This is a genomic window from Streptomyces sp. NPDC007164 (assembly GCF_040634135.1).
Lineage (GTDB): Bacteria > Actinomycetota > Actinomycetes > Streptomycetales > Streptomycetaceae > Streptomyces > Streptomyces sanglieri.
In genome coordinates this window covers 164,102-184,782 of sequence record NZ_JBEYFB010000011.1, presented here as the reverse complement: position 1 = coordinate 184,782, position 20,681 = coordinate 164,102, and the positions used below count along the sequence as shown (strand labels likewise).

General features: G+C 72.4%; 15 protein-coding genes and 3 pseudogenes. 11 read left to right on the top strand and 7 right to left on the bottom strand.

What is annotated here, in order from left to right:
* Positions 1-87 precede the first annotated feature (87 nt).
* Positions 88-2,691 (bottom strand): FtsX-like permease family protein, encoded by a 2,604-nt coding sequence (locus tag ABZ622_RS17390; RefSeq protein ID WP_360543927.1) that lies wholly within the window; start codon positions 2,689-2,691, stop codon positions 88-90.
* 173 nt (positions 2,692-2,864) lie between these two features.
* A complete protein-coding gene (locus ABZ622_RS17385) occupies positions 2,865-3,584 on the bottom strand; it encodes an ABC transporter ATP-binding protein (RefSeq protein ID WP_360543925.1) in 720 nt (239 codons plus the stop codon).
* A gap of 166 nt (positions 3,585-3,750) precedes the next feature.
* Between ABZ622_RS17385 and ABZ622_RS17380 the strand changes: the two genes are divergently transcribed.
* The 5 genes from ABZ622_RS17380 (at position 3,751) to ABZ622_RS17360 (ending at position 8,750) form a co-directional block, all read left to right on the top strand.
* Positions 3,751-5,004, top strand: coding sequence for a sensor histidine kinase (locus ABZ622_RS17380; protein ID WP_360543923.1), 1,254 nt, complete (start codon positions 3,751-3,753; stop codon positions 5,002-5,004).
* Positions 4,992-5,651 carry a response regulator transcription factor gene (locus tag ABZ622_RS17375; protein ID WP_360543921.1) on the top strand — a complete coding sequence of 220 codons (660 nt, stop codon included), beginning with the start codon at positions 4,992-4,994 and terminating at the stop codon, positions 5,649-5,651. The genes ABZ622_RS17380 and ABZ622_RS17375 overlap by 13 nt, the downstream gene beginning before the upstream one ends.
* A 208-nt stretch (positions 5,652-5,859) precedes the next feature.
* On the top strand, positions 5,860-6,309 hold the full coding sequence (locus ABZ622_RS17370) for a hypothetical protein (RefSeq protein WP_360543919.1): 450 nt from the start codon (positions 5,860-5,862) through the stop codon (positions 6,307-6,309).
* A 168-nt stretch (positions 6,310-6,477) separates the two neighbouring features.
* Positions 6,478-7,386, top strand: coding sequence for an aminoglycoside phosphotransferase family protein (locus ABZ622_RS17365; protein ID WP_360543917.1), 909 nt, complete (start codon positions 6,478-6,480; stop codon positions 7,384-7,386).
* Between the two features lie 788 nt (positions 7,387-8,174).
* On the top strand, positions 8,175-8,750 hold the full coding sequence (locus tag ABZ622_RS17360; protein WP_360543915.1) for a hypothetical protein: 576 nt from the start codon (positions 8,175-8,177) through the stop codon (positions 8,748-8,750).
* A gap of 161 nt (positions 8,751-8,911) precedes the next feature.
* Here the strand turns inward: ABZ622_RS17360 and ABZ622_RS17355 are convergent, their stop codons facing one another.
* The gene (locus ABZ622_RS17355) at positions 8,912-10,363 is read right to left on the bottom strand and encodes an amidase (protein WP_360543913.1); all 1,452 of its coding nucleotides are present in this window, start codon (positions 10,361-10,363) and stop codon (positions 8,912-8,914) included.
* A 354-nt stretch (positions 10,364-10,717) separates the two neighbouring features.
* Between ABZ622_RS17355 and ABZ622_RS17350 the strand changes: the two genes are divergently transcribed.
* Positions 10,718-11,845 carry a Xaa-Pro peptidase family protein gene (locus ABZ622_RS17350; RefSeq protein WP_360543911.1) on the top strand — a complete coding sequence of 376 codons (1,128 nt, stop codon included), beginning with the start codon at positions 10,718-10,720 and terminating at the stop codon, positions 11,843-11,845.
* 38 nt (positions 11,846-11,883) lie between these two features.
* Here ABZ622_RS17350 and treZ read toward each other — a convergent pair whose 3' ends face one another.
* Positions 11,884-13,674: a malto-oligosyltrehalose trehalohydrolase gene (treZ, locus tag ABZ622_RS17345; protein WP_360543909.1), complete on the bottom strand. Its 1,791-nt coding sequence runs from the start codon at positions 13,672-13,674 to the stop codon at positions 11,884-11,886.
* Positions 13,675-13,842: 168 nt separating this feature from the next.
* On the opposite strand from treZ, the gene ABZ622_RS17340 reads away from it, so the two are divergent.
* Both ABZ622_RS17340 and ABZ622_RS17335 read left to right on the top strand, forming a co-directional pair.
* Positions 13,843-15,204: a GH1 family beta-glucosidase gene (locus ABZ622_RS17340; RefSeq protein WP_360543907.1), complete on the top strand. Its 1,362-nt coding sequence runs from the start codon at positions 13,843-13,845 to the stop codon at positions 15,202-15,204.
* A 38-nt stretch (positions 15,205-15,242) separates the two neighbouring features.
* Entirely contained in the window at positions 15,243-16,394 is a 1,152-nt protein-coding gene (locus ABZ622_RS17335; protein WP_360543905.1) for an alpha-L-fucosidase, read from the top strand.
* On the opposite strand, the gene ABZ622_RS17330 is transcribed toward ABZ622_RS17335, so the two are convergent.
* Both ABZ622_RS17330 and ABZ622_RS17325 read right to left on the bottom strand, forming a co-directional pair.
* On the bottom strand, positions 16,345-17,256 hold the full coding sequence (locus tag ABZ622_RS17330; protein ID WP_360543903.1) for a GNAT family N-acetyltransferase: 912 nt from the start codon (positions 17,254-17,256) through the stop codon (positions 16,345-16,347). The two genes, ABZ622_RS17335 and ABZ622_RS17330, sit on opposite strands and share 50 nt — an antisense overlap.
* 174 nt (positions 17,257-17,430) lie before the next feature.
* Entirely contained in the window at positions 17,431-18,384 is a 954-nt protein-coding gene (locus tag ABZ622_RS17325) for a GNAT family N-acetyltransferase (RefSeq protein WP_360543901.1), read from the bottom strand.
* A 182-nt stretch (positions 18,385-18,566) separates the two neighbouring features.
* Here ABZ622_RS17325 and ABZ622_RS17320 point away from each other — a divergent pair, with 182 nt between their 5' ends.
* Positions 18,567-19,133: a DUF1707 and FHA domain-containing protein gene (locus tag ABZ622_RS17320; RefSeq protein WP_360543899.1), complete on the top strand. Its 567-nt coding sequence runs from the start codon at positions 18,567-18,569 to the stop codon at positions 19,131-19,133.
* An 89-nt stretch (positions 19,134-19,222) separates the two neighbouring features.
* On the opposite strand, the pseudogene ABZ622_RS17315 reads toward ABZ622_RS17320, so the two are convergent.
* Positions 19,223-19,573 (bottom strand): annotated as a pseudogene (locus tag ABZ622_RS17315) (dihydrolipoyl dehydrogenase); the annotation flags it as partial.
* On the opposite strand from ABZ622_RS17315, the pseudogene ABZ622_RS17310 reads away from it, so the two are divergent.
* Positions 19,556-19,936: pseudogene (locus tag ABZ622_RS17310) on the top strand (LysR family transcriptional regulator substrate-binding protein); the annotation flags it as partial. The pseudogenes ABZ622_RS17315 and ABZ622_RS17310 sit on opposite strands and share 18 nt — an antisense overlap.
* A gap of 144 nt (positions 19,937-20,080) precedes the next feature.
* Positions 20,081-20,404 (top strand): annotated as a pseudogene (locus ABZ622_RS17305) (cytochrome); the annotation flags it as partial.
* Positions 20,405-20,681: the final 277 nt, after the last annotated feature.

Genomic DNA, 20,681 nt, shown 5'->3' with positions numbered 1-20,681 from the left:
ACCGCGCCGCGAGCCGTACGGTACTTCGCGGATGCGGATGCGGATGCGGGCGCGGACGCGGCCCGGGTCCGGTCCGGCGGGGCGTCCTCACTTCCGGCGTCCGAGTACGGAGCGGCCGCCGCCGGACCATCCCGGCCACAACGCCCCCGCACCCGCCGCCACCGTCACGGCCAGCGCGAGCGCCCCGTACCGCGCCGGTGGCAGATACGGCATCGAACCGGTCGCCGACAACGAGAACGCCAGCAGCGGGATCACCGCGACCAGTGTGCCGATCGCCAGCCCGGTCACCGCCACCATTCCCGTCTCCAGCACCAGCATCCGCCGCACCTGACGGCGGCCCGCACCGACCGTCCGCAGCAGCCGGAACTCGGCGCGGCGGCCCACCGTGATCAGGGACAGCGTGCTGACCACGGCGAGCAGCGCGAAGCCGCCGATCACCCCGACACCGATGACGACCATGGCGTTGTCCTGGTCCGAGGACGGCGGTGCGATCCGTACGTCGTCGGCCGTCGCGGGACGCACCTGGGCCCCCGGATACGCGGCGAGGGCGCGCCGTACCGCCGGGGCCGCCCCGCCGCTTGCCGAGCGGACCAGGATCCGCTGGTCGCGCGGGACCGCGACGTGCTCGGCCAGTGCCTCGCGAGGCAGCATGAACTCGCCCAGTCCCAGGGCTCGTTCGTACAGCGCGACCACCCGCAGCCGTACCTCGGTGCCGTCGCCGAGACGGAGTTCCACCGAGTCGCCGACGCCCACATCGAGATCGGCGGCCCGGTCCTCGCCGACCGCGACCGTGCCCCTGCCGGTGAGGTCCGCCGGATCGCCTGCCGTGATGTGCGGGTCGAGCGTGCCGGCCAGCTGGTCCGCCGTCACACCCAGCACGGGGAGCCGGTCCAGCTTCGGATCGCCCATCTCGCGGTGGGCGAGCACGACGCCGGAGCGCAGTACCCCGGTCGCCGCCTCAACCCCCGGGGCCTCGCGCACGGCCCGCGCCGCACCGGCCGGCAGCCCGGCCGGGCCTGTCACCACCAGGTCGGCCCGGAGCGCGGCAGCGGCCTGCCGGTCGGCGGCCCGCTCCAGCGTCGAGCTTGCCGCCAGCTGCACACAGACGAACGCCACCACCAGCACGATCGGGGTGATCGCCGCACCGAGGCGCCGATGGTGCGCGGCGGCGGACCTGTCGGCGAGGAAGCCCGAGACCCCGCCGCCCCGCCGCAACGGTGTGCCCAGCACCTGAGTCGCCCCCCGGGCGATCCACGGACCGAGCAGTGCCACCGCGATGATCAGCGAGGTCGCCGCACCCGACGCGGCCACCGCGGCGGCCTGCCCGCCCTGCGCCGTCGCCGCACCGGCCGCGCTCACCCCCGCCAGGGCCAGCACCGCCCCGGTGACCGTACGGGCCCGCCCCGGCTCTCCCGGCTCGGGGGCGCCGGCCGCACCCAGCGCGGCGGCGGGGCGCAGCCCGGTGACGGCCCTGGCCGCGAGGACCGCCACCGGACGGGCGGCGAGCGCGACGAGCACCGCGGCCACGGCCGTCGCGGCGAACAGCAGCCACACCGGCACCGGCAACGGCAGCGGGTCCGTCGTCAGCAGCGACCGCATCAGCAGCCCCAGCGGTACGGCCCCGACCGCGCCGAGCACCGCCGCGGCCCCGGCCACCCGGCTCACCTCGCGGCCGACGGCCGACCTGAGCTGCCGGGGCGTCGCCCCGACGGCTCGCAGCAGCGCCAGCTCGCCGGAGCGCTGGTGGACCGCCTGGGAGATCGTGGTGGCGATCACGAGGAGCGCCACCATGAAGACCGTTCCGGTGATGGAGCCGAGCAGCGGAAGCAGTTCGTTGCGGGCGCCGAGCGCGTCCGGATACTCGGCCTGTCCGCGCTCCGCGCCGGTGAGCACCCGGAGCTCACGGTCGCCACGGGCCCGGTCGGGCAGCGCCGCCTCCAGCGATGCCCGCAGCGCGTCCGTGGAGACGCCCTCCTCGGCGAGGACGCCGATCGCGTCGACCGTGCCGGGGTGTCCGGCCACGGCGGCGAGGTGGTGTTCGGTGAGGAACACCGCGGGGGAGCCGCCCCGGCGATCGGTGCCGGCGATCCCGCTGACGGTGTACGGCCGGGGAGCCCCGTCAAATTGCAATGTCACATGCGCGCCGGTCCCGCTCCCGGTGGCGGCTGCCAGCGCGCCGTCGATCACCACCTCACCGGCGGTCCGGGGCGCGTGCCCGTCCGTCAGCCGGTACGGAGTGAGCGCGGCGGCGGCCCAGGAACGGCCGACGGCAACGGCCGCGTCCGCCCCGGCACCACCGCTCCCGGGGCCCGTCACCGTCACCGGAACCGAATCGTCCGCGACGGCCTTCGCGACGCCCCGCGCGCTCGCCGCCTTCGCCACCACGGAGCGGTCGAGCCGCACCCGTTCCGGCAGATACGCCGTCGAGGTCTGCGGCTCGCTGCCCCACGGCTTCGCCGTGTACGTCACCCGCTGGTCACCCGCAATCACCGCGTCGGCCCCGGCGTAACGCTCCACCGGCGGCTGCGCCAGCAGCAGTGAACCGACGACGACGGCGAAGGCGCCGATCAGCGCGGCCGCCGCCGTGGTCGCCGCGAACACCGCGCCCCAGGCCCGGCGATGGGCCTTCAGCGAACGCCGGGCGAGAAACGCCGACGCCCGCCGGACCCCGGCCCGCACGTCGTCCCGCACGTCGTCCCGCGTCCGCGCGGCACCCTCGCCACCGTTCCTGTCCCTGTTCCTGTTCCTGTTCCTGCGCCTGGTCCCGTTCCCGTTCCCGTTCCCGTTTCCGTTTCCGTTCCCGTTCCCGTTCCCGTTCCCGTTTCCGTTTCCGTCCCTGTCTCCGCGCCTGGCGCCGTTCCTGCTCATCGCAGCCGACCGCCGTCCATCGTCAGCACGGTGTCCGCCCAGCTCGCCGCCACCGGATCATGGGTGACCATGACGACCGTACGGCCGTCGATCCGCACCGCGTCCCGCAGCAGACCGAGCACCAGCGCCGCCGACTCCGGATCCAGGGAGGCCGTCGGCTCGTCCGCGAAGATCACCTCGGGTCCGGTCACCAACGCCCGTGCCACCGCAACCCGTTGCTGCTGCCCGCCGGAGAGCGTGGCGGGCCCCTGCATACCGCGCCCCGCCAGGCCGACCCGGGTCAGCAGATCCCGCCCGCGGCTCAGCACCTGCTCGTCCTCCGGGTCGGCGCCCGCCAGCACCAGCGGCAGCACGACGTTCTCCTCGATGCTCAGCGAGGGCACCAGATTGAGGGCGTGCGACTGGAAGACGAAGCCGATCCGGTCCCGGCGCAACCGGGTCAGCGCCGCTTCGGAGAGCGCACCGAGATCGGTGCCCCCGATCCGTACCGTGCCCGCCGTCGGACGGTCCAGCCCCGCCGCGCACTGGAGGAACGTACTCTTCCCCGAGCCCGAAGGACCCACCACCGCGGTGAAACTCCCCACCGGCACCGCGCAGCTGACCGCGTCGAGCGCGGTCGTCTCCCGGTCGCCCCGGCCGTGGCGCCGGCTCACCGACTCCAGACTCAGCGCGGCCGCCCGCACCGCCGTGATCGTGTCCACCGTTGATTCCACCATTCCTTCGTCTGCCCGCCGGGTCCGTTCCGACCTGCGTAAACGCTATGAACCGGGGGTCTGCCGGGCGAGGGTGCGCGGTCCCGGAACGGGGGTGCAGCCAGCTCCACCGGGGCGCGGGTGAGGGCCCCACTCCGGCGGCCGGACAACCCCCGTAACGTGGTCCGTCATGAGCACCGCACCCGCCCCGCTGACAGCCGCCATCCGGCGCTCCTGGGATGCATCGCGCTACCTGTTCATCGGCATCGCGGTCGCACTGCTCGCATATGTGAGCGCGTTCCTGGTGGTGGCTGTCCTGCTGTTCGGCGCCGTGATCATCGGGCTGCCCGCACTGCCGGAGGCCGCCAAGGTGCTGCGCCGGTTCGCGGAGTACGAGCGGCGCAGGGCGGCGAAGCGGCTGGGCATCGAGTTCACACCGACGCCGTATCCATCGCTGGAAAGCGCGGAACTCTCCGAGCGGGTGCGGCGCGTACTCACCGATCCGACGGTGTGGCGCGATGCGCTCTGGCTGCCGCTCCAGGCGCTCATGGGCAATGCCGTGGGGTATCTGGCGATGATGTTGTGGCCGGTCGGCCTCCTTGTGGATGGCGCCGCGCTGCCGGTCGTGCGCCTGCTGGACCGGCGGGCCGCCGACGAATACGGCACACCGATGCCCGAGCGGCCCGGCTGGGTGCTGCGCTGGCACTGCGTACTCGCCGACCTGTCGGCCGGCTGGACCAGGTCCCTGCTCACCGCCTCACCGTCCACCGCGCTCGCCGAGCGCATCACCCAGCTGACCGAGAGCCGGGCCGGTGCGGTGGAGGCGCACGGCGCCGAGCTGCGCCGCATCGAACGCGATCTGCACGACGGCGCCCAGGCCAGGATCGTCGCCCTGTCCCTGCGTATCGGCCTCGCCAGACAGCTCCTCGACAGCGACCCGGCCGCCGCGCGCGTCCGTCTGGACGAGGCGCAGGACGGTGCGGAGGCGGCCCTCGCGGAGCTCCGGCACGTCGTGCGTGGCATCCACCCCCCGGTGCTCACGGACCGTGGACTGGCCGGTGCGGTGAGGGCGTTGGCCGCCGACGCGGGAGTGCCCGTCGCGGCGGAACTGGACGGCGTGGAGGACGGCCGGCGGCTACCGGCCGCGATCGAGGCCGCCGCCTACTTCGTCATCGCCGAGGCACTCACCAACATCAGCAAACACAGCGGTGCGACGGCCGCGACCGTGCGCATCGCCCGTACCCCCGGCACCCTGCGCGTGACCATCAGCGACAATGGGCACGGCGGCGCGGACGAACGGCACGGCACCTCGGGGAACCCCTCCACCGGCAGTGGTCTGGTCGGCATCGGGCGGAGGATTGCCGCTCTGGACGGCACCACCCGCATCAGCAGCCCCATCGGGGGGCCGACAGACATCGAAGTGGAGCTGCCGTGCGGATCGTGATCGCCGAGGACAACGCGCTGTTGCGGGAGGGCCTGATCCTGCTGCTCACCAGCTCGGGCCACGAGGTGGTGGCCGACGTGGCGACCGGGCCCGAGGTATTGCCCGCTCTGCTGGCACACCGTCCGGACGCCGCCGTGCTCGACGTACGGCTCCCGCCCACCTTCCGCGACGAGGGGCTGCGCGCCGCGCTCGCCGCCCGCGCGGAGCTGCCCGAACTGCCGATCCTGGTGCTCTCGCAGTACGTGGAGGAGACGTACGCCGCCGAACTTCTCGCCAAGGGCGCGCAGGGCATCGGCTACCTGCTGAAGGACCGGATCGGCCGCGTCGACCAGTTCCTCCAGGCGCTGGAACGGGTGGCGGGCGGCGGCACCGCGCTCGACCCCGAGGTGGTGACCCAGCTGCTGACCCGCAAGTCCTCGGCCCAGCCGCTGCAGAGCCTCACCCCGCGCGAGCGCGAGGTACTGGAACTGATGGCGCAGGGCAAGGCGAACGGCACCATCGCCGCCGAACTCGTCGTGACGGAACGGGCGGTGAGCAAACACATCGGCTCGATCTTCGCCAAACTCGGCCTGGAACCCGACGACGGCACGGTGCACCGACGGGTGCTGGCGGTACTGGCATACCTGGAAGGCAGAGGGGTTCGCTGATCCCGGACCCGATCGGCCGGATGCCCGCCGTCCGGCCGCACCGCTGCCAGCTCCGCGAAGCGTGCCCTGGCGAGAGTTGGTCCACGAAGCGCCGGCGGCGGCTGTGACCCGCTCCGTAAGGGTTCGCGATCGTGTTGGACGCGGGAGTCGCGGGCCGCGAGCCGAAACGAACTTGCCACCCGACCGCTCTACGGGATGACATGCCCCCATGAGCAGAATGGCGCAGGTCCTGGTCCTCGCGCGGTACGAGGACGAGGTGATGGAGCCGCTGACGCGGTTCGACGAGACGCGTACTTGGCGTGGCTGTTTCGAGCGGATACCGGACTGGTTCGTCGGCGGGTGGTATCTCGAGTTCTTCCGCGAAAGCCAGCGCCGCGGGGTCCTCGCGGACCTGGAGGCGCTGCCGTGGAAGGCGCCGCAGTGCGTCCAGGTCATGCTCCACGACGAGGACGACGATTGCTTCGGGCTCTGGATGTTCCAGGACGGGACATTGGCCGAGGTGCCGATCCCGCGCGTCCAGCGGGTCCATACCCCGCCACCACCGTGGTGGGACGACAGCCCCCGCCCCGGATACCTGTGGCGCACGGACGGGCCGGACGCGGAGGAGGTGTCCCCGCACTCCCCCGAGCATGAACAGGACCCACGACTGTGCTGGTGACGAGAACATGGCGGGACAGCCCGTACGAGCTCGTCACCCGGTGGCTTCGCCGGTGCGGGCGGTGAGCTGGGCGGGGGCGGAACCGAATCGGTGATGGCAGAGGAATCACGGGAGATGTCACGGAGAGTGAGAGCCGCTCCGCCTGCCGCCTCAGTAAGGTGACTTCGCATGAACGACACCGACATCGACACCGACACCGAGATCACCGCAGACCTGGTCCGTGACCTGTTGCAGGAGCAACATCCGGACCTTGCAGGGCTGGCCATCCGCGAGGTGGCGGGCGGCTGGGGCAACCAAATGTGGCGCCTCGGGGACGAGTTGGCCGTGCGCATGCAGCGCATGGACCCCACCCCGGAGCTCCAGCTCAACGAGCGGCGGTGGCTACCCGTGCTGGCCCCGCGCCTGCCGCTCCCGGTGCCGACCCCGGTGCGGCTCGGTGAACCGTCCGAGCGCTTCCCCAAGCACTGGACCGTGATGACGTGGGTTCCCGGTGTGCCGCTGGACCACGGCTCGATCAGCCGCGGCGCCCACGCGGCCGACACGCTGGCGGGCTTTCTTCGGGCGCTCCATGTGGAGGCGCCCGCCGAGGCGCCGATCACTACGGAGCGCGGTGGTCATCCCAGGAACTGCACGGACGGCTTCGAGAGCTTCTTCCAGGCCGTCGCCCCCGTCGACATCGCTGCCGACGTCCGGGCCGTCTGGGACGACGCCGTCGCGGCCGACGCGTGGGTGGGCCCGCCGGTGTGGGTGCACGGAGACCTCCATCCCGCGAACGTCGTCGTCTCGGACGGAACGCTCTCGGGCATCGTCGACTTCGGTTGTCTGTTCGCCGGAGATCCGGCGTGGGACCTCGCCGCCGCATGGGTGCTGCTGCCCGCGGGCACGGCCTCACGCTTCTTCGACATGTACGCGCGTGCCGACGAGGCGGCGATCCGGCGCGCCCGCGGGCTGGCCGCCATGAAGAGCCTCTTCCTGATGCTCATGGGGCAGAACGGAGATCGGGGCCTTCCCGGCGGCAAGCCGAACTGGGGACCTGCGGGCCGGGCGGCACTTGATCGTGTCCTGAAGGGCGTTTGATTCCTGGTCGAGGCCAGGCGGCAGCCCCGCCTTCGTGGGTTCATCGGTCATCACGCGTGGTGGGGATGCCAAGGTCCGCCGCCGTACGCTGCCCGTGGCCCCGATCGAGCCGGCCGATCGAGCCGGCCGAGCTTCTCCTCGGCGTCGGCCAGGCCGGCCTGGAGACCCTGGTGCACCGGGATCGCGGCAGTCCGTTCGCGTGGCGCCGTCGCCCGGCCGCGTACGGTCTGCGCATGACGAGGACCGCGCCGGCCAGACCGGTGTCCGTGGAGGCCGTGTTCCCGGAGCTGGCCCCCTACCGGGCCCGGACGACCCGGTTGCACCCGACCGGGGCGGCCCGGCACGCATGACAGTCATGTCGGCGGGCCGATGCTGTGGCCGGACGGCGAACCATGGCCGGTCTGCCACGAGCCGCACCGGCGCGAGACCGGAGGGTACGCACCGCAGGAGATCCACAGCGCCCGGGCCGCAGGCGTCCGGCCGCCGAGCCGGCCATGGCCCCGCGCGGGAACTCCCGAGAAGGACCTTTCGGTGCCCTTCGTGGGGCTGGCCCAGTTCTTCCGCCGTGACATCCCAGGCCTTCACCGTGGGCCCGACGGTGCAGACCTGGTGCAGCTCTTCCGCTGCCCCCGCACCCACGGCCCGTACCTGGAGCGCCGCTACCACCTGCGGTGGCGACAGGCCGGGCAGACCGAGGACGCGGAACGCTTCCTCGCTGTTCCGCCCGAAATGCCCCTGCTCGACGGGAGCACGAGCTCCCCGAGCCGTGTGTCCTGCACCCGGAAGAGGTGGACAGCTATCCCTGGGCGGAGGACGACACGCTGCCCGCCTCGCTGATCGCGCGCATCGACGCGTGGGACGACGCCCAGGTATCGGAACACGGCCCCGATGCCCCCTGCTACCAGTACGACCTGTCGATCCCTCCCGGCTGGCGCGTCGGCGGCTGTCCCAGCTGGGCGTCGACGGGCCCGATGGCCATCGACTGCGCGTCCTGCGCAACCCCCATGCGACTGCTGCTGACGGCCGAGGGCTACGAGATGGACGCCGGCTCTCACAGCTGGATGCCACTGGAGGACCGGGACCCGACCCTGAGGGGGAAGGCATCGATCCGGGGTGGCCAGTCCGTTGCCCAACCCACTCGGCTCCGCTTCGGCCGGGACCGGGACCTGCACGTCTTCGTCTGCCCGGCCGGCCCCGAGCACCCGCCCCAGTGGGTGCTCGCCCAGGCGTTTCACGGCGAAGGACCAGGTCCCCTCCTGACGAGATCTCGACGCTTCGTCCCACCGACGCTCCCGTGCGGGCCGACTGTTGTACTCACCGCCGGGGCTGTCGGCGCGGCGAGTGCTTCGTGGCGATGGCCATGAAGACCGCCCGAACAGCACGGCCAAGGCCTCTGGGCCGCAGCCGGGTGCCGGAGGCGGCGGCACCCGGCTCGGCGTTCCGGTTCCGGGGAGCGACTGCGCGCACTCGGAGGAACTCGTCGTGATCCGCACCTCGCCCTCGACGGACACCCGGACAGTACGCCCTACTTCGGTGCCTGGAAGCCGCCGATCCTCTGCTCAAGCAATTCGGCCAGCCGCAGCGGGGTGCGGTCCTCGAACATCGGACCGATGAGCTGCACTCCCACCGGCAGACCCTCGGGCGACCGGCCCGCTGGTATCACGGTGGCGGGCAGACCGGGCATGGTGGCCAGACCGGCCCAGACGAGCTGGTCGAAGTACGGATACCCGACGCCGTCGATGTCGATCCGACGTTTCATCAGGTCGGGGTCGTGGTCGTGCGGGAACGCGGGCGTGGGCGTGATGGGACACACCACGGCGTCGAACTCGGCGAAGAACCGGCGCCAGCCATGGCGGTGGAACTCGCGAAGGCCGTTCGCCTCGATCCAGTCGCGGTGGCTGAACACCATGCCACGCAGCCGTGCCGCATCGAGACTCTCGTCGTCTGCGCCCAGTCCGGCGGCGCGGGCCTGCAGCTGCTCGTACGCTTCGACGGGAAAACGTGCAACGGAGCCCGAGAACAGGAACTTCGTGTAGAGCACCGCGGCTTCGGTCGGATCGGGCAGCAGCGGGCTGTCCCGCTCTACGCGGGCACCGCCGTCGGCAAGCGCGTCGGCCACCCGGCCCACGCCCGCCCGCACGGCGGACCCGGTCGGTATGAGCGGATGTTCGTCGAGGACCAGGACCCGGAAGTCGCGGAGCCGTTCGTGACGCGCGGGCGGCAGCGTCGGGTGGTACGCCAAACCGAGCGTCAGGGGGTCCGGTCCGGCCATGACGTCGAGCAGGAGCGTGAGGTCGCGGGCGGTGCGCGCCATCGGACCGACGACGGCGAGGTCATGCTCGACCGGCAGGGCCGGACCGGGCGGCGGGACCATGCCGCGGCTCGCCGCCAGCCCGAGTGTCGGCTTGTGCGCGTAGATGCCGCAGAAATGCGCGGGGGTGCGCAACGAACCGGCGAGGTCGGAGCCGATGGACAGCGCGCCGAATCCGGACGCCAGGGCCGCCGCCGAGCCGCCGGAGGATCCGCCCGACGTACGCCGGTGGTCCCACGGGTTGTTGGTGGTGCCGTAGATCTCGTTGAAGGTCTGCACGTCCTGCAGCCCCACGGGCACATTGGTCTTGCCGAGCACCACCGCGCCCGCGGCCTTGAGCCGCGACACCTGCACCGCGTCCTCGGCCGGCACGAAGTCCCGGTGCGACGGCATACCCCAGGTCGTGGGCAGCCCTGCAATGTCGTACGACTCCTTGACCGTCACCGGAATGCCCAGCAGCGGCCGGTCCTCACCGCGGGCACGCGCCCGGTCGGCATCGCGCGCGGCGGCCCGTGCACGGTCGAAGTCCGGCACACAGATCGCGTTGATCGCATCGTCGTCCCGTTCGATACGGGCGATCGTCTCGTCGGTCAGTTCCGCCGAGGTCACTTCACCGGCACGCAGGGCAGCCGCGAGTTGTCCGGCCGTAGAAAATTTCCACTCCATGAATCCGACCGTATGGGCCTGTGGAAGAGGGCACGAAATACCACTTCGCACAACGGGGTGACGGTGCGTCTCAGCCGCACTCGTCCGGCCCGCCACTGCGTTGGTTCCGGGCTCCGTTGATCCGCTCGCGGAGCGGCTGCCGAGCCGGCGGCCGTCGAACCGGCCGGTCGTCCCGGGCTGCGGGCCGTGCATTCGATCGGCGGCCTTCTCCCAAGACTTCTGCGAGATCCACAACAGCCGGTGCCACCGCGACGGGCCGTACCCGTAGCCACGGCACGCCCGAGTCCCACTCGCGTCGGGCAGCCCGGACGGGCAGGATGCTGTGTGCCGTGTCGCGTCGCCAGGAGGTCCCGCATGTCCAGCCAGAGCCAGCCCGTGCCGTTCACCGCCGACGACTACCGGGCCCGCATGACGCGCGCGGCCGACACCGCCGCCGAGGCCGGGCTCGCGGGCGTACTGGTCGCTCCCGGCCCCGATCTCGTCTACCTCACCGGCTATCGGCCCGTGAACACCGAACGCCTCACCGTCCTCGTCCTCACACCGGGGCAGGACCCGGTCCTCGTCGTCCCGACGCTGGAGGCCCCGGACGCCGAGGAGGCCGTCGGCGCCCCGGCGCTCACCCTGCGGGACTGGACCGACGGCACGGACCCCTACGCCGTCACCGCCCCGCTGCTCGACGGCCGCGGCCGGTTCGGGATCAGCGACAACGCCTGGGCGATGCATCTGCTCGGGCTTCAGCGGACGCTGCCGGACACCTCGTACGTCTCGCTCACCGAGGCCCTGCCGATGCTGCGCGCGGTGAAGGACGCCCACGAGCTGGAGCGGATCGCCGCCGCCGGAGCCGCCGCCGACGCCACGTACGGCGAGATCCTCAAGGTGCGCTTCTCCGGCCGCAAGGAGACCGACATCGCCGCCGAACTGGCCGCACTGCTCAAGCGGTTCGGGCACTCCCAGGTCGACTTCACGGTCGTCGGCTCCGGCCCCAACGGCGCCAATCCGCACCACGAGGCCGGGGAGCGCACCATCGAGCGGGGCGACATGGTCGTACTCGACTTCGGCGGCCTCAAGCACGGCTACGGCTCGGACACCTCCCGCACGGTCCACGTCGGCGAACCCACCGCCGAGGAGCAGCGGGTCCACGACATCGTGCGGGAGGCGCAGGAGGCGGGCTGCAAGGCGGTCCGGCCGGGCGTCGCCTGCCAGGAGATCGACCGGGCGGCCCGCGCCGTCATCACCGAGTTCGGCTACGGCGAACGCTTCATCCACCGCACCGGCCACGGCATCGGCGTCACCACCCATGAACCGCCGTACATGATCGAGGGCGAGGAGCAGCCGCTGGTGCCCGGGATGTGCTTCTCGGTGGAGCCTGGCATCTATCTGCCGGGCCGGTTCGGGGTACGGATCGAGGACATCGTGACCGTGACCGAGGACGGCGGCCGGCGCCTCAACAGCACGGCACGCGAGCTCGCGATCGTCGAGTAGCCGGACGCGGGGGCCCCGCCCGCCGCGCCCGAGCCCCCTCAGCCGTCGGCCAGCACCACGCACGACTCCGGCGGCAGACGCAGCAGCCCGTCGGCGCCCGGGGCCGCCACCGGCTCCCACGCCGCCACCACCCGGTCCCCGCCGCCCCGGTGCCGACCGCCGCCCAGCGGGATCACGGCCGGCTTCTCGCCCAGGTTGACCGCGATCCGCAGATCGCCCCTGCGGTACGCCAGCCAGCGCGCCCGTTCGTCGTGGGCGGTGCGCACCGACGCCAGATCCGGATCGCTGAGGTCGGGCAGCGCGCGGCGCAGCGCGATCAGCTCCCGGTACCAGGCGTGCAGGCGGGCGTGCGGCTCCCGCGACGGTTCGGTCCAGTCCAGACAGGAGCGGTCGCGGGTGGCCGGGTCCTGCGGGTCCGGAATGTCGTCCGCCGCCCAGCCGTGCGCCGCGAACTCCCGCCGCCGGCCGTTGCGGACCGCCTCGGCGAGCTCCGGATCGGTGTGGTCGGTGAAGAACTGCCAGGGAGTGCGGGCGCCCCACTCCTCGCCCATGAACAGCATCGGAGTGAAGGGCCCGGTCAGCACGAGGGCCGCGGCGCAGGCCAGCCGGCCGGGGGAGAGCGTCGCGGAGAGCCGGTCGCCCAGGGCCCGGTTGCCGATCTGGTCGTGGGTCTGCGCGTAGCCGACGAAGCGGTGGGCGGGCGTGCGGGCGATGTCGACGGGGCGGCCGTGGGTCCGGCCCCGGAAGCTGGAGTACGTCCCGTTGTGGAAGAACGCACTGGTCACGGTCTTGGCGACGGCAGCCAGCGGAGCCTGGGCGAAGTCCGCGTAATAGCCCTGGGACTCACCGGTCAGCGCGGTGTGCAGGGCGTGGTGGAAGTCGTCGTTCCACTGGGCGTGCAGCCCGATGCCACCCGATTCGCGCGGAGTCGTGGTCCTCGGGTCACAGAGGTCGGACTCGGCGATCAGCGGCAGCGGACGGCCCAGTTCCGCCGCGAGCGCGTCGGCCGCCGTCGACAGTTCCTCCAGGAAGGTCAGCGCCCGGCCGTCGGCCAGGGCGTGGACCGCGTCCAGCCGCAGCCCGTCCAGCCGGTAGTCCCGCAGCCAGCCGAGCGCGCTGCCCAGCAGGAAGGCCCGCACCTCGTCCGAACCGGGGGCGTCCAGATTGACCGCCGCCCCCCACGGCGTGTGATGGGTCTCGGTGAAGTACGGGCCGAAGGCCGGGAGGTGATTGCCGGACGGGCCGAGATGGTTGTGGACCACGTCCAGCAGGACCGCGAGCCCCAGACCGTGCGCCGTGTCGACAAAGCGCTTCAGCCCGTCCGGTCCTCCGTACGGCTCGTGCACGGCCCACAGCGACACCCCCTCGTACCCCCACCCGTGGGTACCGGGGAACGGGCAGACCGGCATCAGCGACACATGGGTGACACCGAGCTCGGCCAGATGCCCCAGCCTGGCGGCCGCGGCGTCGAAGGTGCCCTCCTCGGTGTACGTACCGATGTGCAGCTCGTACAGCACGGCGCCCGGCAGCCCGCGGCCGGACCAGTCGCTGCGCCATTCGAACAACGAGTGGTCGACGACGGCGCTCTCGCCGTCCGGCCCGTCCGGCTGGCGCCGCGAACGGGGATCGGGAAGCACCCTCCCGTCGCTCCCGCCCCCGCTTCCGCTCCCGCCCCCGTCCGGGACGAAGCCGTAGCGGTCCCCGTCCGAAGCCGGTGCCTCGGCCTTCCACCAGCCGGAGCGGGCCGGATCACGCTCCATCGCCCGCGGCTCGCCCGCCAGCCGCAGCCCCACCTCGTCCGCATCCGGTGCCCATACCTCGAACAGCATGCAACGCTCCTCGTCTCATCGCCCCGCGCCCCATCGTGGGCAGCGGCCACGATCACCGGCCCACAACACTGGATCGAGCCCGTTACTGGCGATTAAGGTCTGGTTCTGATCATTGCCCCGTCAGGTTCCGCTCAATACGCACTCCCTCGTACGGCTGTGGAGACCGAGATGACTGTGCCGTCGTTCCCGCCCGGCTTCCTCTGGGGAGCCTCAGCATCCGCCTTCCAGACCGAGGGGGCGTCCGACACCGACGGCAAGGGCCCCTCCGGCTGGGACGCCTTCGCCGCACAGCCCGGACGGATCAAGGACGGCACCGACACCACCCGCGGCACCGGCTTCCACCAGCACTACCGCGAGGACGTCGCCCTGCTGGCCGGCCTCGGCGCCGACGCCTTCCGGTTCTCCGTCAGCTGGCCGCGCGTCGTGCCCGGCGGCAGCGGACCGGTCAACCCGCAGGGGCTCGACTTCTACGACCGCCTCGTCGACGAACTGTGCGCCCACGGCATCACCCCGGCCCCCACCCTCTACCACTGGGACACCCCGCTGCCGCTCGACGAGGAGGGCGGCTGGCTCAACCGCGACACCGCCTACCGCTTCGCCGAGTACGCGGGCATCGTCGCCGAGCGCCTCGCCGACCGCGTACCGATGTGGATCACCATCAACGAACCGGCCGAAGTGACACTGCTCGGCTACGCCCTCGGCGAGCACGCACCGGGCCGCACCCTTCTCTTCGACGCCCTGCCCGCCGCCCACCACCAGCTCCTCGCCCATGGCCTCGCCGTCCGCGCGCTGCGCGGCGCGGGCGCCGACAACATCGGCATCGCCGTCTCGCACACCCCCGTCTGGACCGCCGGCGACCGCGACGAGGACCGCCTGGGCGCGGAACTGTACGACACCATCACCAACTGGATGTTCGCCGACCCGGTCCTCACCGGCCGCTACCCCGACGAGAACATCGCCGCACTGATGCCCGGCCCGGTCCAGGACGACCTGGCGACCATCTCCACCCCGCTCGACTGGTACGGGATCAACTACTACAACCCCACCCTCGTCGGCGCCCCCGACACCAGCACCCCGGAGACCTTCTCCGGCTACCGGATGCCCCCCGAACTCCCCTTCGGCATCCGCGAGATAGAGGGCTACGAGAAGACCGACTTCGGCTGGCCCGTCGTCCCCGACGGCCTGCGCGAAACCCTCGTCCAGCTCCACAGCCGCTACGGCGACCGCCTCCCGCCGCTCTACATCACCGAGAACGGCTGCGCCGTCGACGAGCCCGCCGAGGACACCCGCCGGATCGCCTACCTCGAAGGACACCTGCGGGCCCTGCGCACCGCCATCGACGCCGGGGTCGACGTGCGCGGCTACTTCACCTGGTCGCTCACCGACAACGTCGAATGGACCGAGGGAGCCAGCAAGCGCTTCGGCCTCGTCCACATCGACTACGAGACGCTGCGCCGGACCCCCAAGGACTCCTACGCCTGGTACCGCGACCTGATCCGTACGCAGAAGACGGGCAGCCCGGCACGCTGACCTCACGAACGGCCCCGGAGTGATCCATACTTCGCCGCATGGTTGCTTCATGGTGGCCCCGGGCCGGCCTCGGGATACTCGTGCACTGGACGCCCGCCTCCGTACCGGGCTGGGCCCCGCCGTACGTCCCCGCGGCCGAACTCCCCCTGGCCGGGCGCCGGTCGCCGCTCGGCTGGACACCGTACGCCGAGTGGTACGAGAACGCGCTCCGGTACCCCGGCAGCCCCGTCTCGGCCCACCACCGCGCGACCTACGGCAGCCGCCCGTACACCGCCTTCGCGGGCGACTTCAACGACGCCCTGGACCAGTGGGATCCCACCGCATGGGCCCGTGACTTCCGTGCAGCGGGAGCCCGTTACGCCGTCCTCGTCACCAAGCACCACGACGGCTTCTGCCTCTGGCCCTCCGAGGCCGCCAACCCGCACCGGGCCGGCTGGCACACCCCACGCGACGTCGTCGGCGAATTCGCCGAAGCCGTACGGGCCGAGGGACTGCGGTTCGGCATCCACTACTCCGGCGGACTCGACCGGACCTTCGACGACCGCCCGATAGGAACCGGCGCGGACATCGTCTCGGCCGTCCCGCGCGGATGCTACCCCGCCTACGCCGGCGCCCAGTTGTGCGAACTGATCCGCTGTCACCACCCCGACATACTCTGGAACGACATCGGCTGGCCCGGACCACGCACGGACGTCCAGAAGATCGTCGAGTACTACCGCTTCACCGTCCCGCACGGCGTCGTCAACGACCGGCTGCTGCCCCGCACACCGCTCCGGCGCACACTGTCCCTCCCCGGAGCCAGGGCCCTGTACAACAACTGGGAACGCCGCACCACCGCCCCGAGCGAGGGCTTCGCACCGCGCCGGCCCCCGTACTACGACTTCCGCACCCCGCAGTCCGCCCGCTGCGCCGGTCCGGACCCGTACGAGATCACCCGCTCCATCGACCACGGCTTCGGCTACAACCGCAACTCCCCGCCCGAGGCGCACCTCGGCCGGCAGGCGCTGGAATCGCTGGTACGGGAGACGGCGGCCCGGGGCGGCAATCTGCTGCTCAACGTGGGGCCACGCGGCGAGGACGCGAAGATCCCCGCCGCGCAGCGTCTCCGCCTGCAATGGCTGGCGGAAACAGCCCCCGAACTCACACGAGATGGACGCGTTCCTGGACGACGCGATGACCGGCCTTCGTGAACGCGGCCGCCATCGGCACATTGCCCCGGTCGGTGGCGCCCGAGATGAACTCGGCACCCTCGGCCGCCAGGAACCGGGTGCACTCCGCGAGCAGGTCGTACCCGTAGCCGTGCCCCCGCTGCTCGGGCACGACACCGATGAAGCCGACGCACGGGCCGGACGGGTTGTGGGCGGGCACCTGGATGCCGGCCAGTTCACCGCCGGCGGTGTACGCCAACTGCCACCAGGAGCGCGGCGAGGGGCACCAGTGGAAGAATTCGAGCTCCTCCCGCGCCGCCTGCTCCACACCGCCAGGGCCCTCGATGGCTTTCCGGGCATGGGCGTCCAGCGTGACGGAGTGGACCCGGCGCAGCACATCGAGGATCACCTCGTCGTCCGGCTCCGGCCGGAACTCCAGCCGCCCCGGCTGCTCGGGCAGGCCGGACTCCGGTGTCCACCGGTAGCTGTACCGCTCGACCAGCGGCTTCATCCCGGCCGCGCGGGCGGCGGAGATCCGGCCCTCCGCGGCGGCCCGGACGTCGGGCCGCTCCCGCCAGTCGGCGGGCAGGATCAGTTCGTACTCGGCGTGCAGCGGGGCGCGGCGCAGCAGTTCGGCGCCCGCCGCTTCCTCGCCATCGGCGAAGTCGAACCAGTTGAGCAGCACCGGCTCGGTGTCGTGGGGCCCGGCCCACCAGGCGGCACGGGCCACCACGACCTCGTCGCGCAGGGCGATCCAGGTCCACTCGGGGCGGTAGTCGCCGCCGTTGTCCGCGGTGGCGTACCGGTGCCCGAACGCGGCGCGGCCGACGAGATCACGGCCCCGCATGGTGTGGAAAAGGTGTGCGTCGCTCTCGGTGAGCGCGCGGATGACCAGATCGGTCATGGAACAGTCCTCCGGAAGAAAGCGATGCGCTCCCGGTCAGACCGAAACCGCCCGGCGAACGGGACGGGAGCGCGGGAACGAAATGGTGGGTGTACGCACTGTTCTCGCCTCCTTCCTCGGTTCTCGGGCGGAGCCGTCACCGTAACCTGGGGGCCGGCGAACCGTCCACCGGATTCAGTCCCACACCATGTCGAAGGACCGCTCGAAGTTCACGTACCCGAGACGGGCGAAGGCCTTGGCCATCGGGACGTTGCCGAGGTCGGTGGCGGCCCGGATGCGTTCCACACCGTCCTGCGCGGCCAGCACCCGGGTGCCCTCGGCGAGGATGTCGTCGATGTAGCCGTGGCCGCGGTGGGCGGGCAGCACACCGAGGTACGCGACGATCGGGTTGTAGTCGTTGCGGGCCGGGATCACGAAGCCGACCGGATCGCCGTCCGGCAGCTCGGCGATCCGCCACCACTCGCGCGGTGTCCGGTACGTCGCCAGCTCCTCGTCGTAGTGCTTCTCGGCGGCCGCACGGGTGCCGAGCCCGGACGCCAGGTCGGCCTGCCCGTGGGCGTCGAGAGTGCCCTCCATCACCGGTGTCATCAGCGCGAGAAGGTCCTCGCGACCCTCCACCGGGCGGAACCGGAGCCGGCCGCTGTCGGCGGGGACCGGAGTGCCGGCGCGCCACTCCAGACGGAGCCGCTCGACCAGCATCCGCGCACCGGAACGCTCCATGACCCGGATCCGGGCCTCGACGCCCTCACGGACGGCCGGATCCTCGCGCCAGTCGGCCGGTACGAAGCGCCCGTACTCGGGCCGAGGGGCGCCGGCCGGCACGACCGCGGCCGTCGCCGCCTCCAGCAGCTTCAGGCCCGCCTCGCCGCGTTCGGGCTCGGGCTCGGTGTCGTCCAGGTCGAAGAAGTCGAGGAACAGCGGCGTTTCCCCGTTCTGGCTCCACCACGCGAGCCGCGCCACCACCTGCCCGCCGCGCATCGCCACCCACATCCACCCGGGCCGGCGGCGCCCGCTCTCCAGGTCCTCGGCGAGTTCGTGATCGAGGGTGTACGACAGCCGGAGGAAGAGCGCGAGCTCCTCGGGGCCGGCGAGCGGACGGATGGTCAATTCCAGTGGTGCACGGGTCACACAAGCTCCTTGAAGTGCGCACAAAGGCCCACCGGCGAATGCCGGGCGGGCCGCGGCGGGAGACGGTAGCAGCGTCGTCGCCGCCATGCGCGGGGATATCCGCGACGGCGCCGTGCGGGCCGAGGGGCGGAGCGCGGGCATGTTCTGGACACTCCGGGGCGGTCGGACCGACAATTGGCCGCGTGACGTCCTCCTTCGAGTCCCACACGTATCCCGTGCGGCTGTCCGACGCCCAGCGCGACCGTGTGCTCGGCGTACTCAGAGACGGCGCGGCACAGGGCAAGCTCTCCCACGACACCTTCATGCGGCGCATGGAACTGGTCCTCACCGCCCGCCGCCCCGAGGAACTGGAGGCGCTCACCGCCGACCTGGAGAGCGAGGGCCGCTGGTCCCGGCGGGTACTCCGGGTGGTGAGCGGGGTGTCCGGATTCCCCGGCCGGGTGCGCCGCGTCTGGCAGACCGAACGGCTCCCCAAGCTCCTGCTCCCGGCGCCGAGCCCGCACCCGCTGCGGATCGGCCGCGATCCGGTGAACGGGCTGCGGCTCAACCACGAGACCGTCTCCCGGCAGCACGCGGAGCTCACCGCCCAGGGCGGCCACTGGCTGCTGCGCGACCTCGGCTCGACCAACGGCACCTGTGTCAACGGCCAGCGGGTCACCGGCACGGTCCCGGTACGCGACGGGGACCAGGTGAGCTTCGGCCGGATGAGCTTCCGGCTCTCCGCGCCCGTCCTCGGACCCCCTGCCTGACAGCCGGCCGGGCCCCGCTGAGGGCCCGGCCGGAGCCGCTCGAACGACCGGGCCGGGCCCCGTCGAGGCCCGGCGACGGGCGGCCCGGCTCAGATCCGCTGGTGCAGGCCGCGTCCTCCGAGAGTGAGGAAGACCTCGCCGACCGCCTCGGAGAGCGTCGGATGGGCGTGTACGTGACGGGCCCCATCGGCCGGTTCGGCGTCCCACCCCACGATCAGCTGGCTCCCGGCGATCATCTCGGAGACCTGCGGCCCGACCAGATGCACCCCGAGGACCCGCCCGTCCCGTTCGGCGACCACCTTCACCATCCCGCCCCGCCCGTGCACCATCCCCTTGGCCACGGCGGTCAGTGGCATGCTGCCCACCGTGACATCGTGCCCGGCGTCACGGGCCTGTGACTCGGTCAGGCCCACCGCGGCGGTCTGCGGGGACGAGTACGTGTCCGCCTGCAGGAGCCGGCCGACCGTCCCTGGGTGCGCTGCGCGATGGAACCCGTGGTCCAGGGCCGGCCGTTCCTGGACCTGGCCTGCGGGGAAGCCGGCTTCACACCCCGTACGGCGGTGCGCACCGAACACACGTCGACAGCGGTACGGATGGCGGCGTCCGGGGTCGGAGTCGCCACGGCTCCGGCGCACGTCGTCCGGGGAGCGGTCGGCGAGGACTGCGCGGTCCTCGCCGTCGACCCACCGTGGCGGCGCCGACTGGCGGTCTTCTCCCGCGTGCAACTCACGGGGGCCGCCGCCGCGTTCACGGAACTGCTCGCGGGCGCCCGGCCGCCCGGCTCCCGCACACCGACCGACTGAGACCGCCCGGACCGGGCTCACCGCCAGGCGGGTCGCACCGCATTCACCCGTACGGCCGCACGCCGACTGCGCGACGCCCGCGCCGGTGATCCCCTGGTGGGGAACCGCGCCGCACACCGGCGCCCTGACGCCCCGGGGGTACGGATGCAGGCCGACGCGCCGGAAGGCATATCCGCACCGGACCTCGGCCGCCGAGCGCACCGGCCGGTGCGCGGCCCCCGCCCGAGCACCGGCCCCAGCCTGCTCGAACCCGGCGCGGCGCACGACCCCTACCGGCTCTACCGGGTCCTGCGCGAGGAATACCCGCTCAGCTACGACGCACCTCTGGGCGCCTGGCTGGTCAGCCGGTACGCGGACGTGGCCACGGCCCTCACCGACCCCCGGTTCACCGGCCTCCCGCACGACACCGCACCCCGCGGCGCCCCCGCCCCGCTCGGCCTCTGCCACGGCGACCCACTCTGCGCACCCCGCAATCAGCCCCAGGCGACGCCGGAGGCGGTGCCATGTCACGCGTCAGGCCCTGGGATGGTGCCACGTCACATGTCAGATGGCGAGGCGGTGCCACGTCACATGTCTGACCCAGGGACGGTGCCATGTCACGCGTCAGACCCCGGGGCAGTGCCACGTCACATGTCAGACCCGAGTCCGAGCACCGGTCCGTATCCGGTGACACGTCACACGGCGGGCCCCGATTCAGTACCACGTCACATGTGGGACCCCACATCGGTACCACGTCACATGTCGG

Excerpts from the sequence above, each read along its gene's own strand:
- ABZ622_RS17330 (WP_360543903.1), bottom strand. The coding sequence starts at position 17,256 with ATGACCGATCTGGTCATCCGCGCGCTCACCGAGAGCGACGCACACCTT.
- ABZ622_RS17355 (WP_360543913.1), bottom strand. The coding sequence starts at position 10,363 with ATGGAGTGGAAATTTTCTACGGCCGGACAACTCGCGGCTGCCCTGCGT.
- treZ (WP_360543909.1), bottom strand. The coding sequence starts at position 13,674 with ATGCTGTTCGAGGTATGGGCACCGGATGCGGACGAGGTGGGGCTGCGG.
- ABZ622_RS17385 (WP_360543925.1), bottom strand. The coding sequence starts at position 3,584 with ATGGTGGAATCAACGGTGGACACGATCACGGCGGTGCGGGCGGCCGCG.
- ABZ622_RS17340 (WP_360543907.1), top strand. The coding sequence starts at position 13,843 with ATGACTGTGCCGTCGTTCCCGCCCGGCTTCCTCTGGGGAGCCTCAGCA.
- ABZ622_RS17335 (WP_360543905.1), top strand. The coding sequence starts at position 15,243 with ATGGTTGCTTCATGGTGGCCCCGGGCCGGCCTCGGGATACTCGTGCAC.
- ABZ622_RS17365 (WP_360543917.1), top strand. The coding sequence starts at position 6,478 with ATGAACGACACCGACATCGACACCGACACCGAGATCACCGCAGACCTG.
- ABZ622_RS17370 (WP_360543919.1), top strand. The coding sequence starts at position 5,860 with ATGAGCAGAATGGCGCAGGTCCTGGTCCTCGCGCGGTACGAGGACGAG.
- ABZ622_RS17350 (WP_360543911.1), top strand. The coding sequence starts at position 10,718 with ATGTCCAGCCAGAGCCAGCCCGTGCCGTTCACCGCCGACGACTACCGG.
- ABZ622_RS17380 (WP_360543923.1), top strand. The coding sequence starts at position 3,751 with ATGAGCACCGCACCCGCCCCGCTGACAGCCGCCATCCGGCGCTCCTGG.